9 protein-coding genes are annotated in these 15,431 nt (G+C 69.7%); 2 read left to right on the top strand and 7 right to left on the bottom strand.

Features of this window, described 5'->3' with window-relative positions:
• Window positions 1-203: 203 nt before the first annotated feature.
• Complete coding sequence (locus BLQ75_RS07325; protein ID WP_244515303.1) at window positions 204-2,336, top strand: putative bifunctional diguanylate cyclase/phosphodiesterase; 2,133 nt, start codon at window positions 204-206, stop codon at window positions 2,334-2,336.
• Between the two features lie 196 nt (window positions 2,337-2,532).
• Here the strand turns inward: BLQ75_RS07325 and BLQ75_RS07320 are convergent, their stop codons facing one another.
• The 7 genes from BLQ75_RS07320 to BLQ75_RS07285 form a co-directional block, all read right to left on the bottom strand.
• Window positions 2,533-3,585 carry a DUF389 domain-containing protein gene (locus tag BLQ75_RS07320; protein WP_092599860.1) on the bottom strand — a complete coding sequence of 351 codons (1,053 nt, stop codon included), beginning with the start codon at window positions 3,583-3,585 and terminating at the stop codon, window positions 2,533-2,535.
• 222 nt (window positions 3,586-3,807) lie between these two features.
• Entirely contained in the window at window positions 3,808-4,794 is a 987-nt protein-coding gene (meaB, locus tag BLQ75_RS07315; protein ID WP_092599857.1) for a methylmalonyl Co-A mutase-associated GTPase MeaB, read from the bottom strand.
• A 58-nt stretch (window positions 4,795-4,852) separates the two neighbouring features.
• Entirely contained in the window at window positions 4,853-7,087 is a 2,235-nt protein-coding gene (gene scpA / locus BLQ75_RS07310) for a methylmalonyl-CoA mutase (RefSeq protein WP_092599854.1), read from the bottom strand.
• Window positions 7,084-9,006: a methylmalonyl-CoA mutase subunit beta gene (locus BLQ75_RS07305; RefSeq protein WP_092599851.1), complete on the bottom strand. Its 1,923-nt coding sequence runs from the start codon at window positions 9,004-9,006 to the stop codon at window positions 7,084-7,086. Before BLQ75_RS07305 ends, scpA begins: the two co-directional genes overlap by 4 nt.
• Window positions 9,007-9,103: 97 nt before the next feature.
• Entirely contained in the window at window positions 9,104-10,309 is a 1,206-nt protein-coding gene (locus BLQ75_RS07300; RefSeq protein ID WP_092599848.1) for a glycosyltransferase, read from the bottom strand.
• Window positions 10,310-10,521: 212 nt separating this feature from the next.
• A complete protein-coding gene (locus tag BLQ75_RS07295; protein ID WP_092599845.1) occupies window positions 10,522-11,202 on the bottom strand; it encodes a lytic polysaccharide monooxygenase auxiliary activity family 9 protein in 681 nt (226 codons plus the stop codon).
• Between the two features lie 627 nt (window positions 11,203-11,829).
• The gene (locus tag BLQ75_RS07285) at window positions 11,830-12,591 is read right to left on the bottom strand and encodes a DeoR/GlpR family DNA-binding transcription regulator (RefSeq protein ID WP_092599842.1); all 762 of its coding nucleotides are present in this window, start codon (window positions 12,589-12,591) and stop codon (window positions 11,830-11,832) included.
• Between the two features lie 278 nt (window positions 12,592-12,869).
• On the opposite strand from BLQ75_RS07285, the gene BLQ75_RS07280 reads away from it, so the two are divergent.
• Window positions 12,870-15,389: a DEAD/DEAH box helicase gene (locus BLQ75_RS07280; protein WP_092599840.1), complete on the top strand. Its 2,520-nt coding sequence runs from the start codon at window positions 12,870-12,872 to the stop codon at window positions 15,387-15,389.
• Window positions 15,390-15,431 lie beyond the last annotated feature (42 nt).

Genomic DNA, 15,431 nt, shown 5'->3' with positions numbered 1-15,431 from the left:
GATCCCGGAGTATCTCCGCGTGATTCTGTCGTCGGGGAGTGGACCATGTGGGTCAGGCGGACTGCCGAAATACGTACCGTTGCGATAGCCTGCTCACTTCCGGAAGTAAATACCCTGAACGTGGGATTGATGAGATGAGCCGCGCGAGTTCCGACAGAGGTGCCCCGGCAGGGGGCGAGTCCGGTCGACAGGAGCGGGCGCCGATGTGGGAGAGCGGGCGATGGTGCGCGGAGCTGGCCACGCGGTGGGCGCGATGGCTGAGCCGCACCTCCTACATACCGATGGCTCGCGAGGCGCTGGAGTCCGAGCTCCACGAGCTGATCGAGCTGATCCTCGAGGGCCTCAGGGACGGTAGCGGGGAACCGGAACGGGCCAAGAGCGCCGGGCACTCGGTGGGCACCCGGCTGGTCCGATTGCACGCCACCGGCGAGGAGAGTCTCACCCGCAGTCTGGAACTGCTGTGCGGCACCCTCCTGCCGGACCCCTCGAACGAGTCCGCGCGCCAGGTGCTGACGATGCTGGCCTCCGTGGCCTCCGGTTACGCCGACGCCGATCGCGGCAGTGCCCTCGAACAGCAGGAAACCCTCAAACGGGCACTACTGTGGTCCAAACTGGATGCCGAACGCAGGTTACGCACCAGCGAGGACCGCTTCCGCGAGGTTTTCAACACGACACCGATCGGCATGGGGATCTGCGAGCTCGACGGCAAGTTCGTCGAGGTCAATTCCGCGTTGGAGCGAACGCTCGGCTACAGCGAGCGGGAGCTGCGTTCCACCACCGTGACCGAGCTGTTCGACCCGGCTGAACCGGAGGTCGTCACCACCGAGTACGCCGAGCTGCTTCGGGGAGAGCGCAGCGGGCTGCGCGAGCGCCGCAACCTGGTGCGGGCCGACGGCAGCAGGGCGTGGACCTACATCGCCGCCTCGGTGTTGCGCGATTCCGAGGGCGATCCTCACCAGATCATGTTGATGGTCGAGGACCTGCGGGAGCTCAACGACCTGCAGGAGCAGCTCTATTACCAGACGCTGCACGACTCGATCACCGGCCTGCCCAACCGGCAGCACTTCCGCTCCCGACTGGAACGTGCGCTCGGCGCCTTCGACCCGAACGAGAGACTCACCCTCTACCAGCTGCGGTTGGACGGGTTCGGGCTCATCAACGAGGGGCTCGGCTACGAGATCGGCGACAGCATCGTGCAGTCGGTCGGCAACCGGCTGCTCGGACTCGTGGCGGGCGAGGACGGATTGGTCGCCCGCATCGGCGGTACCGAGTTCGCCGTGCTGCTCCGGCAGCGCCCCGACACGCCGGGAATCGCCGAGTTCGCAGAGATGATCAACGCCGAGCTCGACGAGCCGATCTACATCAACGGGAACGGCCTCGCCCCCACAGCCAGCATCGGCGTCGTACAGCGTTCGGTGGGCGACAGCAGCCCCACCGACATGCTGTGGGCGGCCGAAGTGGCACTGCGCAGCGCCGAGCAGGCGGGAAAGCGGCAGTGGGCCGTGTTCGATCCGCACCGTGCTCCCATCGAACTGGATGAGGCCAGGCTCGCCGCCGTGATGCCGGGTGCCCTGGAACTCGGGGAGTTCGAGATCCGATACCGGCCGCTGGTGTCGTTGACCGACGGGGAGGTCGTGGCCGTCGAGGCGCGACTGGCCTGGCAACCGGAGGAGCACGCCAGGCTGGAGCACGACGACTGCCTCCGCCTGGCGGAGCGCTCCGGGATCACGCTGGCGCTGCGCGACTGGGTACTGCGCACCGCCTGGCGGCAGCTGTCCGAGTGGCACGCCGAAGGGCTGCGCTACCGCCTCGTGGTGGGGCTCAGCCCCAACCAGTCCCGTGATCCCGACCTGGTGGCGGGTGTTCGGCGTGTCGTCGAGGAGGTCGACTCGCCGGATGCGGGCTGGCTGCTGCTGTGCATGTCGATGACGGCGCTGATGAGCACCGGCGGCGAGGCCTCGGACAACGTGGCTACGCTGGCCGAGACGGGGATACGCACCGCGGCGCACGAGTTCCGCGCCGCACCCGCCGAGCTGCGTTTCCTGCGGAGGTTTCCCACTCACGCCGTGCTGCTGGCGCCCGATCTGGTCCAGCTCGCGGCGGAGGACGAGACTTTCGAATCCCCCGAACTCCGGGCGCTCGGTGGCATGATTCCCCTGGTGCGTTCCTGCGGCATCCCGTTGGCGGTGCCGGACCTGCGCACCGAGCGACAGGCCCGGGTCTGGCGGGAGCAGGGCTGTGACATCGGCTCCGGCCCTTTCTGCTCGGAGGCGCTGTCAACCGCCGACATGACCGAGTTCCTGCGGGAGGGCGCCTCGGCGTCGGAGGTCTCGTAGCGGAGGGAAGAGACCGTGGAGCAGGGCATCGTGAGGACTCCGGGGCGGACCCGTTCCGCGTCCGGCCTCCGTTCGCCCTCGTTCAGGGAAAGGACGCGTTTCGTCTCCGGTGCAGTGAGCTCGGCCTCGGAGACCGGAGTCGGTCGGGAGTCGGCTGTGGCGCATGCTCCGGGGCACGTCATCGCGCGTTTCTCGGTCACCGGCTTTCGGCGGTGCTCGTCCGGCGCTGTACCCACCGGACCCGCACCCGCACCGGATGGTCGAACGCGCGGGCCAGTTTCCCAGCCAGTGGGCGTGCCGGAGGAGGCTCGGTGGGGCCGATCACGTCCACGTTCACCTGATCACCTTTCACCGTGACGCCGGTCTGCCGCAGTTCGGTTCCCCGCAGCCACTGCTCGACCCGCGTCGCGGCCGCGCTGGTGTCGCGGTTGATGCGCACCTCGTTCAGCGAGTGCCGTGCGAGGGGGACGGAGACCGCCAGCACGGCCAGGGCCGCGACCGCGAGTCCGAGCCGGACCCGGTTGCTCTCGCGTATCAACCGCCACTCGGGGGCGAAACCGGTGAACAGGAACACCAGCGCTCCCACGAACACGATCACCGCCAGGTTGGTCAGGTAGAGCAGCAGCGCGCCGCGAGCCAGATCGTTCCTGCCCAGTCCGAACGTGATGCCGACCGTCGCCAGCGGTGGAACCAGCGCCACGGCCACGGCCACACCGGACAGCGCCTCGCCGACCTCCCTGCGCACCGTGGCGTAGGCGCCCGCGGCACCGGCCGCCAGCGCCACTCCGAGATCCATGACCGTCGGACTGGTACGCGACAGGATCTCCTCGGAGATCGGCAAGTCGGCCGGTGCCAGCGACTTCGTCACCGCCCAGGCCAGCAGTGCGGAGAGCACGCTCGTGACCACCACCACGGTGAAGAACTTGCCCTCCCGTGCGGGCCACCCGGAGACCATCGCCGCTCCCACCGCCAGCAGCGGGTTCATCAGCGGTGCCACGAGCATCGCCCCGATCACGATGGACGTGGAGCCGGAGAGCAGCCCGAAGACGGCGATCAGCACCGACAGGACCTGCATCACCGCGAAGCGGTGGAGGTAGGAGGTGAACTCGGCCCCCTCCGGGAAGAGCTTCTCCACGACCTCCTGCCTGCGTCGCGGAGTTATGCTCACCACTCGGCCGAGGAGTCCGCGGCGCGCCTCCGCGCCCTCCTCCCGCTTCCCGCCGCCCGTTCCGGATCGCCGCCAGCGCACGTCGCCTCCCCCGCCGGTGGAGTCCCTCGCCCCCAGAAGGATCGGTACGGCCGGAACCGTAACCGGCGGACATGGTCATGAGGCGGATTTCGGCGCTCAGCGTGGCAGGGTGCGGGTGCTCACCGTCGGTTTCGCCGGGGCACGGGGTCGGCGGTGGACGGGTGGGGACCGTTCCTCCGGTGCGCCCTCGCTCCCGGAGGGCGGTCCGCCCGCCGGGGCCGTTCACCGCTCCCGGAAGGCGCGCAGGATCCGCTCGGCCGCCATCCCGGCGGTCACCTCGCCGTCGCGTACCCGTTGTTCGATCTCCGCGCGGGTCCGCCGCACCTCGGGATCGGCGAGAAGCTCGCCCATCAGCTGGTCCCGCACCAGCTCCCAGGTCCACTCCAGGCGCTGTTCGCTGCGCTTCTCCACCAGCTCACCGCTCTCGGACAGCGCGGCACGGTGCGCCAGCACCTGCTGCCAGAGTTCGTCCAGTCCCGTGCCGTTGAGTCCGCTGCAGGTGGTGATCCGCGGTTTCCAGGAGGAGCTCGGCGGGCTCAGCAGCCGCAGCGCCCCCCGCAACTCCCGGGCGGACTGGCGGGCCTCGTCCTCGTGCGGGCCGTCGGCCTTGTTCACGGCCACGATGTCGGCCAGCTCCAGCACGCCCCGCTTGATGCCCTGCAACTGGTCACCGGTGCGGGCGATGGTCAGCAGCAGGAAGCAGTCCACCATGCCGGCGACGGTCACCTCGGACTGTCCGACTCCGACGGTCTCCACCAGGACCACGTCGAATCCGGCCGCCTCCATGAGCACGATGGTCTCCCTGGTGGCCCTCGCCACCCCGCCGAGCGTCCCCGCGCTGGGGGAGGGGCGCACGAAAGCGGCCGGGTCGGAGGCCAGCGCTCCCATCCGGGTCTTGTCGCCCAGGATGCTCCCCCCGCTGCGGTTCGACGAGGGGTCCACGGCCAGCACCCCAACCCGGTTCCCCTCACCGGTGAGCTTGGTTCCCAGCGACTCGATGAAGGTCGACTTTCCCACGCCGGGGACGCCGGTGACACCGATACGGTGCGCCCCTCCGGAGCGGGGCAGCAGTTCGGCCAGCAGGCGCTGGGCCTTCTCCCGGTGGTCGGACCGGGTCGACTCCACCAGAGTGATCGCCCGCGCCAGCGTGGTGCGGGATCCGCCCAGCACGCCCTCGGCGAGCTCGTCCACATTGATGGTGCGCGGCATGGCTGCACAACTCGTTTCTCGGGTGCTGTGCCCGTCGTGGTTCAGATCCCGGCGCGGTTCAGGACTCCTCGTGGCCCAACTCGGCCCGCAGCTGTCGCAGCAGTCGTTCCGCCGCTTCGGCGATGACGGTGCCGGGACCGAACACGGCGGCCGCTCCCGCCTCGTGCAGTGCCTCGTGGTCGGCGGGTGGGATGACCCCGCCCACCACGATCGTGATGTCCTCGCGCCCCAGCGCGTCCAGCTCCGCCCGAAGCGCGGGGACCAGCGTCAGGTGCCCCGCCGCCAGCGAGGAGACGCCGACGATGTGCACGTCGGACTCCGCGGCCTGCTGGGCCACCTCGGTCGGGGTCTGGAACAGCGGGCCGACGTCGACGTCGAAACCGAGGTCGGCGAACGCGGTGGAGATCACCTTCTGGCCCCGGTCGTGACCGTCCTGGCCCATCTTGGCGACCAGGATCCTGGGCCTGCGCCCCTCCGACTCGGCGAACTCCGCCACCACCGAGCTCACCCGCTCGACCGAGTTGTCGTGACCGGCCTCCTCGCTGTACACCCCGGAGATGGTACGGACCTGGCCGGAGTGGCGGCCGAACGCGGCCTCGAGGGCGTCCGAGATCTCCCCCACCGTGGCGTGGGCACGCGCGGCGTCCACGGTCAGCGTGAGCAGGTTGTGCTCGAGATCGTTCGGGCGGTCGCCGTCCACGGTGGCCTGGGCCACGGCGGTGAGCCTGCGCAGCGCGTCGGAGCAGACCCGCTCGTCACGCTCTGCCCGCAGCCTGCGCAGTTTGTCGAGCTGTTCGGCGCGGACCGCGCTGTTGTCCACCTTGCGCACCTCGGGGCCGCCCTCCTGCCCGGTCTCCTCCGGCTGGAACAGGTTGACCCCGATCAGCGGCTGGCGTCCGGAGTCGATGCGGGCCTGGGTGCGGGCCGCGGCCTCCTCGATGCGCATCTTCGGGATGCCCGCCTCGATCGCGGCGGCCATCCCACCCGCCCGCTCGATCTCGTCCAGATGTGTCCCGGCCCGTTCCGCGAGGTCGCGCGTGAGGCTTTCGACGTAGTGGCTGCCGCCCCAGGGGTCTATGGTGCGGGTGGTGCCCGACTCCTGCTGCAGCACCAGCTGGGTGTTGCGCGCGATGCGGGCCGAGAAGTCGGTGGGCAGCGCCAGCGCTTCGTCCAACGCGTTGGTGTGCAGCGACTGGGTGTGCCCCTGCGTGGCGGCCATGGCCTCCACGCAGGTGCGTGCGACGTTGTTGAACGCGTCCTGCGCGGTCAGCGACCACCCCGAGGTCTGCGAGTGGGTGCGCAGCGACAGCGACTTGGAGTCGGCGGGGTGGAACCCGGAGACCAACCGCGCCCACAGCAGCCTGGCGGCGCGCAGCTTCGCCACCTCCATGCCGAAGTGCATCCCGATCCCCCAGAAGAATGACAACCGGGGAGCGAAGGAGTCGATGTCCAGCCCCGCGTCCAACCCGGCCCGGATGTAGTCGAGCCCGTCGGCCAGCGTGTAGGCCAGCTCCAGATCGGCCGTGGCCCCGGCCTCCTGGATGTGGTAGCCGGAGATGGAGATGGAGTTGAACTTCGGCATCCGCGCCGAGGTGTAGGCGAAGATGTCGGAGATGATCCGCATCGAGGGACGCGGCGGGTAGATGTAGGTGTTGCGGACCATGAACTCCTTGAGGATGTCGTTCTGGATGGTCCCCGCCAGCTTCTCCGGCGGCACACCCTGCTCCTCGGCCGCGACGATGAACAGCGCCAGGACCGGCAGCACCGCCCCGTTCATGGTCATGGACACGCTCATGCCGTCCAGCGGGATCCCGTCGAACAGCTGCCGCATGTCCAGGATCGAGTCGATGGCCACGCCCGCCATCCCCACGTCACCGGACACCCGGGGGTGGTCCGAGTCGTAACCGCGGTGCGTGGCGAGGTCGAAGGCCACCGACAGGCCCTTCTGCCCCGCCGCGAGGTTGCGCCGGTAGAACGCGTTGGACTCGGCCGCCGTGGAGAAGCCCGCGTACTGCCGGACGGTCCACGGCTTGTTGACGTACATCGTGGAGTACGGCCCCCGCAGGTACGGTGCGATGCCCGGGTAACCGTGCGGGAAGCGCAGTCCCGAGGTGTCCTCCTCGGTGTAGAGCGGCTTGATGTCGACGCCCTCGGGGGCGTGCCAGGTCAACGACTCCGCGTCCCGGCCGGTCGTCTCCCGCAGGCGTCGGTGCCACTGCGGACTCCCGTCCCCTGCCGGTGGTTCGTCCAGCTCGACCTCGGTGAAGTCCGGAATCCTGCCGTGGCTGCTCATGATGTCGCTCCCGATACGGCCGGGGCCGCCACACCCCAGCGCTGATGGATGTCGGTCAGTACCCGCAGTGCGTCGCCGCCGGCGTGCACGAACCCGTCCACGCTCTCCGCACTCGATCCCCGGGGGTTGCCCGCGAGCAGCACCAGCCGAGCTCCCGCCTCCCGGAGCGCCAGCGCGGTCGCCTCGGCGCGCTCGTCGTAGAGGCGGTCCGTCGAGCACAGGCAGACCAGCGGGGTTTCCGCCCGTTCGAACGCCGCGACCACCGCCGCCGCGTCGTCGGTCTCGCCCGCCTCCACGGCCTCCACACCTCCGGCCGCCAGCAGGTTCCGGGTGAACGAAGCCCGAGCCGTGTAGGAGGCCAGCGGCCCCAGCGTCGCCAGGAAGACCCGGGGACGTCCCTCCGGCCGCTCGGCGGCCAGGTCGGCCGCGTCCCGCAGCCGCTCGTAGTCCTCGGCGTAGCGGTGGCGGGGCAGTCCGCCGGTCTCCGGCTCGGCCGGGCGCGCCCTGCGGACGAGCGGTTCCTCGGTCGGGTCCGGGAACTCGCTGACACCGGTTATCGGATCGGTCCGGTGGGCGAGGGCCTCCGTGCGGCTCCGCCACGTCGTGGCCAGCCGCTCGGCGACCATCCCCGAGGCCAGCGCCGCCGTGACGCCGCCCTCGGACTCGACACGCTGGAACCAGCGCCAGCCCGCCTCGGCGAGCTCGTCGGTCAGCGACTCCACGTAGTACGAACCACCTGCCGGGTCGATCACCTGGCCCAGGTGGGTTTCGTGCAGCAGCAGCGCCTGGACGTTGCGGGCAATCCTGCGGGAGAACGCGTTCGGCAGGCCGATGGCCGCGTCGAACGGCTGGACCGTCACCGCCCGCGCCCCACCCGCTCCGGCCGCGAAGGCCGCGATCGTCGAACGCAGCATGTTCACCCACGGATCGCGCCGGGTGAGCATGGCCGAGGAGGTGACGGCGTGCTGGTGCTGCCCCCGGGCCCTCTCGGCGACCCCGCAGGCGCGCAGCACCCGCTCCCACATCCGGCGCGCGGCGCGCAGCTTGGCCGTGGTGCTGAACTGGTCGACGGTGGCGGCGAAGCGGAACTCCAGCAGCCCGGCCGCGGTGTCGAGGTCCATCCCCGCCTCGGCCAGCGAACGCAGGTACTCCACCCCGGCGGCCACGGCGCAGCCCAGTTCCTCGGCGTCCGAACCGCCCGCGTCGTGATAGGGCAGTCCGTCCACACTGATCACGTGCATCCCCGGGCAGTCGTCGGCCCAGCGTCGCGCGAGCTCGACGGCCGGGGTCACCTCGTGCTCCCGACCGGTTCGCGCCCGCAGCCCGATGGGATCGGCGCCGAGATTGCCGCGCAGCGAACCGCGCGGCACGCGCCACCACTCGGCCAGCCGCAGCAGCTCGTCCGCCGCGGCCTCGTAGTGCTCGCCCGCGCGTAGCACCACACCGGCCATGTCCAGGTGTACTCCCTGCAGCGCCTCACCCAGGTCGTCCACCGCGACGCCGCCGGGCCCGACGCGCAGCCACACCGAACTCGCCCCACCCGCCAGGTCGGCGAGGACCTCCCGGTTGGTGGTGGCCACGTCGGGGTCCTCGTGGTACTGCCGGACGTCCCATCCGCCCTCGACGGCCCCCGACACCAGGGTGTTCCTGGTGAACGGAGCGGCACCGGGGGTGCCGCGTGCGGCGTGCTCCGCGCGGGAGGTGTAGAGGGGGTGGACCTGGAAGCCGTCGTAGAGACCGGTGGTCAGCAGTTCCTCCGGTGCGTCCGGTGCGGGTGCCTCCCGGTCCAGCAGACCGGACTTGCGCAGCACCTGTTCGACCTGCTCCTGCCACTGCCGGTGCGTGGGCGATTCGAAGCCCGCCATCAGGTCCGCCCGGTCCCCGTGCTCGCTCGACGCTGAGCGTTCCGACGCCGTCATGGGAGCCGATGGTATTCCGGTGCTCCGCTGATCGAGACCTGCCCGAGGTGTGACGCGTGTCCCAAATTTGTTAGGAAGCGTTAACCCTGGGGAGTGCTCACCGCCCGCCCAGCCGCTCCAGCTCCACGACCATCTCGTGGAACGGCGGCAGCGCCAGGAACTCCCGTTCGACGGCCCTGGCTCGGTGCCGGTGGGCGGAGTCGGCGAGCACTGTTCCCACCGTGGTGCGTAGCGAGTCGTGCGAGATGTCCTCGACGTCGATCCGTTTTCCGACCCCGAGCTGTTCGACCCGGTCGGCGTTGGCGGGCTGTTCGGCGAACATCGGCACCACCACCATCGGCACCCCGCTGCTCATCGCCTCCCGGACACCGCTGAAACCGCCGTGGGTGATGAAGGCGTCGCAGGCGGGCAGCAACAGCTGCTGCTGCACGAAGGAGGTCAGGTGCACGTTGTCCGGTCGGGCGCCCCGCCACTCGTCCGGTTCGATCCCCCTGCCCAGCGCCACCACGCCGGTGACCCGGAGGTCGCCGAGCACCTCGACGATCGTGTCCAGCAGGGTCCGGGTTCCCCTCCCGTGCAGCGCGGCCGCGTTGGATCCCAACGTGGCGAGCACGAGTGGACGGTCCCCCGGTAGTCCCGCGATGGTGGGGTCCAGCCGTTGCTCCGCCGCGCGCGGTGGGCGGTGGTGAACGGTCGAGTCCAGCCGCAGGTGCTTCGGGTAGAAGCTCTCGGGCACCATGCCGAGCCTGCCGCCGCGCAACGGGTGCAGCGGGTCGGAGACGGCGGAAAGTCCCAGCCGGTCGCGTTGCTCGTTGATCCTGGCCAGCACGTCCTCGTGGTCGTGCGGGGCCAGCGGCCCGGTGTCCAGCACCGCCTGCGGGATGCCGAGGTATTCCGCGGCGTAGTAGCCGGGGTAGTCGGCCACCTCGCGCACCAGCAGGTCGGGACCGAACGAGCGCAACGCCTCGATCGATTCTTCGGCGGTGTCGCCCGCGAGCGGTCCGGCGAAGACACGTGCGAAGTGGTCGGGGCTCGGGCGCACCGTGCGGTTTCCCAGCTCTGCCATCGCGGAGGTGTCGACACCGAGGCGTTCGGCGAGTTGGGGGCGCTGGAGGACGTCCCTGGGACCGGTCGCGTTCGGTAGTTCCAGCGGATCCAGGCCGAAGGCGCGTACTTCTGCGGCGAGGTCGGGGGAGGTCAACACCCCGACCTCGTTGCCCGTTTCGGCCGTGGCCCGGGCCAGGGGGAGCAGGGCGGGGACGAGATGAGAGTAGACCGGCTGACTGCTGAACGCGATGCGCACTGGTTCTCCTGGGGCTGCCTGGTGGAGGGGAGTGCCCCGACTCTAGGGATCATCGCTCCACCGGCCCGGCGTGCCCCGGGACGGGGGACGCCGGATCGGACGGCCCGCCAGACCGAGCTGGCGGGGTGCGACGGAGGCTCGGGCAGGAACGCGTCGATGCCCGGGCAGTGAGTCCCGAGCATCGACGTGTGGCGCCTCCGTCATCCGCCGTGTCAGTTTCCGGTGAACTTCACGTCGCTGCAGAAGTAGTAGGACTGGTCCATGTGCGAGGCTTGCCAGACCGTGTAGACGATGTGGCGGCCGGTGCGGTCCCCCGCGTCGATGTTGTCGATGGTCGTGGTCGTCGCGGGCGGCCGTGAGCCGGTCTCGGTGACCAGTTCGAGGTTGTCCCAGCCGAGTCGCTGGGTCGTGGGGTCGAAGCCCTGCTTGGTGATGTAGACCTTGTAGTAGTCCGCACCGTGCTGGGCCTGATCGGTGATGGTCACCGAGAACTGGTTGTCCTTCGTGACGGTCTTCCACGGGCCGGGCTCGTCGAGCGCGGCGTAGCGATCCCTTCCGGCGCTGCAAAGCTGGCCGTCGGGGATGGCGGTCTCGTGGTTGCCGTTGACCCCGTTGACGTACAGACCGTTCCAGTTCCACATCGCGTTCGGGTTGGCCTGCCACGCCTGCCAACACATCGGGTCCTCTTCTTCCATCGCGGGCGACTGGAAGTCGTCGGCCCACCGGTCCCAGCAACCGTAGTTGCGGGTGGGCGGGTTGGTCGCGGACCCGTGGGCGCTGGCCTCCTGCGGCTGGCCCATCTGCATTCCGGCGAACATCGCGGCGGCGGCCGCGGACAGGGCCACCATCCGGGTGAGGACGCCGGTACGTCGACGAACGGAACGCTTTGACATTTCTACTCCTCGGGAGAGGACACGGGATGTGGGAGCGCTCCCAAAGCAGAACTGTAACGAGTTCACTCGAAGTTGTGAACCCTCTCACAGCGCGACTTCTCCTCCTGATTGGTCCGAAAAGGGCTCAAGATCGCGCGGAGTTCGTTCGGCTCCACGGAGAATGTATGAACTGAACAGGGGAGAAATAGTCATCTTTCTTGGGAGCGCTCACTTTCCGCGCGTCTCCCCGTCGCTGCCTGATCGCAACACCGATCTCGTCGACGCCTCGGCCGAAGGGCTCGTGCCACGGTCGGCGAGTCCAGCTTCTTCGAACTCCGTGGCGGGAGCGGTGCCCGCCGCCTCGGCTAGGGACGAGCTGGACGGAGTTCTTCGTCGTTCGGTCCGCGTGGCGGGGACTGGCCACGAGCTCCGGGGCCGACCAGCTCGGCGAGGCTGCTGCCCTGCGCCCCTCCGGTCGGCAGCAGGGCCACACCGCGCTGTGGTCGGTGGCCGTCAGCGCCCGGGCGACGTTGACCCCCTTGCCGCCCGGCTCCACGCGCACCCCGCCGGCGCGGTGCACCTCGCCCCGGTCGAGCCGGTCGAGCAGCACGCTGCGGTCCAGACTGGGGTTCGGGGTGATGGTGACGATCACGCGAGGACCACCTCCGTTCCGCGCTCGCGCAGCTCCGACACCGCCGCGTCGTCCAGCCCGCTGCTGGTGACCAGCACGTCGAGGTCGGACATCGCGGCGAAGCGGCTGAAGTGCTCGTATCCGTACTTGGTGTGGTCGGCCAGCAGCACCCGCTTGCGGCAGGCCCGCACCATCGCCGACTTCACCGCGCTCTCCGCGCTGTCCGAGGTGGTGCACCCTCGCGCGGCCGAGAACCCGTTCGCGCCGAGCAGTCCGATGTCGACGGTCAGCCCGTCCAGGACGTCCAGCGCCCAGGATTCGACGGCGGCCAGCGTGGTCCCCCGCACCCGCCCGCCGAGCAGGTGCAGGTCGACGTTGCCCCGACCCGCCAGCTGGTTGGCCACCGGCAGGGAGTTGGTGACCACGGTCAGTTCGCGTTCGGGTGGGAGCAGGCCCGCCACCCTGCTCGTCGTGGTTCCCGTGTCCAGCAGCAGGGTTCCTTCACCGGGCAGCAGGTCCAGCGCGGCGCGTGCCACCCGGTCCTTCTCCGCCGAGGCGGTCTGGTCGCGCTGTGGGACACCGGGTTCGAAGTCGAGCCGTTCCTGCGGGATCGCTCCGCCGTAGACGCGGCGCACCAGGCCGCGGCGCTCCAACGCGCCGAGGTCGCGCCGGATGGTCTCCGGCGCGACCTCCAGTTCCGCGGACGCCTCGGCGACGTCGACACGACCGTCGCGGCGGACCCGCTGCGCCAACAGTTGCCGGCGCTCCGCCCCGTACATGCCTGTTTTCCTCCGTTGTCATTTTTGTTGATGACTGATTCTGCCCGTTGTTGCCTTATTGTCAAGGTCGCATTCGGTGCTGGATCGGTTGATGCCGGGACGTGTGCTCGCCCGCGAGGCGGCGGGCGCGGCGCCGGGAGGGAGTCGTGGTGGGCCGGGGAGGGCCGTACCGGGGGACGAGGGGACGTAACGCGAAAGGTGCTCCGAAACGACTCCGGAGCACGGTGTTCGACCCCACATGTCCACCACGCGAGCTGAACAGGGAAGATGTAGGAGAGATGACGCTTACCGACCGGCTCCCCCCGACGCCCGACACCGACCCGGACGCCCTGCTCGACAGCTTCACCGGCTGGACCGGCGAGCAGGGGTTCGACCTCTATCCGGCGCAGGAGGAGGCGCTCATGGAGGTCGTGTCGGGCTCCAACGTGATCGTCAGCACCCCGACCGGCTCGGGCAAGAGCCTGATCGCGGTCGGCGCTCACTTCACCGCCCTGGCGAACAAGCAGCGCAGCTTCTACACCGCACCGATCAAGGCGCTCGTCTCGGAGAAGTTCTTCTCGCTGGTGGACCTGTTCGGGGCCGACAACGTCGGGATGCTCACCGGCGACAGCAGCGTCAATCCGGACGCGCCGATCATCTGCTGCACCGCCGAGATCCTGGCCAACATCGCGCTGCGCGACGGTGAGCGCGCCGAGGTCGGCCAGGTGGTCATGGACGAGTTCCACTTCTACGCCGAACCCCAGCGCGGCTGGGCGTGGCAGGTGCCGATGCTGGAGCTGCCGCAGGCGCAGTTCGTGCTGATGTCGGCGACCCTCGGCGACGTCACCGGGTTCCGGAACGACCTCACGCGCCGTACCGGGCGCGAGACCGCGGTGGTCAGTTCGGCCGAACGTCCGGTGCCGCTGACCTTCCGCTACGCGATGACCCCGCTGCACGAGACCATCGAGGAGTTGCTGCGGGGGCAGCAGGCCCCGATCTACGTGGTCTACTTCAACCAGGCCTCCGCCGTGGAGCAGGCCCAGGCGCTGGTCAGCATGAACGTGGCCAGCCGTGCCGAGCGCGACGCGATAGCGGAGAAGCTGGGCGACTTCCGCTTCACGGCGGGGTTCGGCAAGACGCTCTCACGCCTGATCCGGCACGGCATCGGTGTGCACCACGCGGGCATGCTGCCGCGCTACCGCAGGCTGGTCGAACAGCTCGCCCAGGCGGGGCTGCTCAAGGTCATCTGCGGCACCGACACCCTGGGCGTGGGGATCAACGTCCCCATCCGCACCGTGCTGCTGACCGGGCTGACCAAGTTCGACGGCAGCCGTACCCGCCACCTCAAGGCCAGGGAGTTCCACCAGGTGGCGGGCCGGGCCGGACGCGCGGGCTACGACACCGACGGCTACGTGGTGGTGCAGGCCCCCGAGCACGTCATCGAGAACGAGCGGGCCCTGGCCAAGGCCGGTGACGATCCCAAGAAGCGCCGCAAGGTCGTCAAGAAGAAGGCCCCGGAAGGGTTCGTCTCCTGGGGACAGAAGACCTTCGACAAGCTGGTCGAGGCCGAGCCGGAGCCGCTGACCTCCAGCTTCAACGTCACCCACGCCATGCTGCTCAACGTGATCAGCCGGCCCGGCGACACCTACGCGGCCATGCGCGAGCTGCTCACCGACAACCACGAGGACCGTCCCTCCCAGCGCAAGCACATGCTGCGTGCCATCTCCATCTACCGCGCGTTGGTGGCGGCCGGGGTGGTCGAGCAGCTGGACGAGCCCGACGAACAGGGCAGGTTGGTCCGGCTGACCATGGACCTGCAGTTCGACTTCGCGCTCAACCAGCCGCTGTCGCCGTTCGCGCTGGCCGCCATCGAGCTGCTCGACCCGACCTCGTCCAGTTACGCGGTCGACGTGCTCTCGGTCATCGAGGCCACACTGGACGACCCGCGCCAGGTGCTCGGCGCCCAGCAGGCCAAGGAGCGCGGTGAGGCGATCGCGCGGATGAAGGCCGAGGGTATCGAGTACGAGCAGCGCATGGAGATGATCGAGGACATCACCCATCCGCGGCCGTTGGCCGAGATGCTCGAAGCCGCCTACGAGACCTACCGCCAGGGGCACCCGTGGGTCTCCGAGCACGAGCTCTCCCCCAAGTCCGTCGCCAGGGACATGTACGAGCGGGCGATGAACTTCGTGGAGTTCGTCAACCACTACGGGTTGGCCCGCTCGGAGGGACTGGTGCTGCGGTACCTGGCCGACGTCTACAAGGCGCTGCGGCACACCGTTCCCGACGACGCCAAGAGCGAGGAGCTCGGCGACATCATCGAGTGGCTCGGCGAGCTGGTCCGCCAGGTCGACTCCAGTCTGCTCGACGAGTGGGAGCGACTGCGCAACCCAGGTAGGGACGACTCGGGGGGCGAACCAGTCGACGAGGGTCCCGCCAGGCTCACCGAGAACAAGCGGGCGTTCCGGGTCCAGGTGCGCAACGCCATGTTCCGGCGCGTGGAGCTCGCCGCCCGGGAGCGCTTCGACGAGCTCGGCGAGCTCGACGGCGAGGAAGGCTGGACCGCCCAGGAGTGGCAGTCCGCGATGGACGAGTACTTCGCCGAGCATGACGAGATCGGCACCGACGCCGACGCCCGGGGGCCGAGCCTGTTCATGGTCACCGAGGAGGACCAGCGCTGGCTGGTGCGCCAGATCTTCAGCGATCCCTCGGGCGACCACGACTGGGGCATCAGCGCCGAGATCGATCTGCCCGCCTCCGACGAGGCCGGTGTCGCGGTGGTCCGGGTCACCGACGTGGGGCGGTTCGACCAGTACTGATCGGATTCCGAGGCTTGTCCTCGGAACATCGGTCCCGGGGCT

Origin of the sequence: Actinopolyspora xinjiangensis, assembly GCF_900104475.1 — a bacterium.
Lineage (GTDB): Bacteria > Actinomycetota > Actinomycetes > Mycobacteriales > Pseudonocardiaceae > Actinopolyspora > Actinopolyspora xinjiangensis.
The sequence above is the reverse complement of the archived record's forward strand: the minus strand, read 5'-3'. Positions and strand labels throughout refer to the sequence as shown.

What these genes read in the sequence shown, in the direction of transcription:
- meaB (WP_092599857.1), bottom strand. Translation starts at nt 4,794, where the DNA reads ATGCCGCGCACCATCAATGTGGACGAGCTCGCCGAGGGCGTGCTGGGC.
- BLQ75_RS07280 (WP_092599840.1), top strand. Translation starts at nt 12,870, where the DNA reads ATGACGCTTACCGACCGGCTCCCCCCGACGCCCGACACCGACCCGGAC.
- BLQ75_RS07325 (WP_244515303.1), top strand. Translation starts at nt 204, where the DNA reads ATGTGGGAGAGCGGGCGATGGTGCGCGGAGCTGGCCACGCGGTGGGCG.
- BLQ75_RS07295 (WP_092599845.1), bottom strand. Translation starts at nt 11,202, where the DNA reads ATGTCAAAGCGTTCCGTTCGTCGACGTACCGGCGTCCTCACCCGGATG.
- scpA (WP_092599854.1), bottom strand. Translation starts at nt 7,087, where the DNA reads ATGAGCAGCCACGGCAGGATTCCGGACTTCACCGAGGTCGAGCTGGAC.
- BLQ75_RS07305 (WP_092599851.1), bottom strand. Translation starts at nt 9,006, where the DNA reads ATGACGGCGTCGGAACGCTCAGCGTCGAGCGAGCACGGGGACCGGGCG.
- BLQ75_RS07285 (WP_092599842.1), bottom strand. Translation starts at nt 12,591, where the DNA reads ATGTACGGGGCGGAGCGCCGGCAACTGTTGGCGCAGCGGGTCCGCCGC.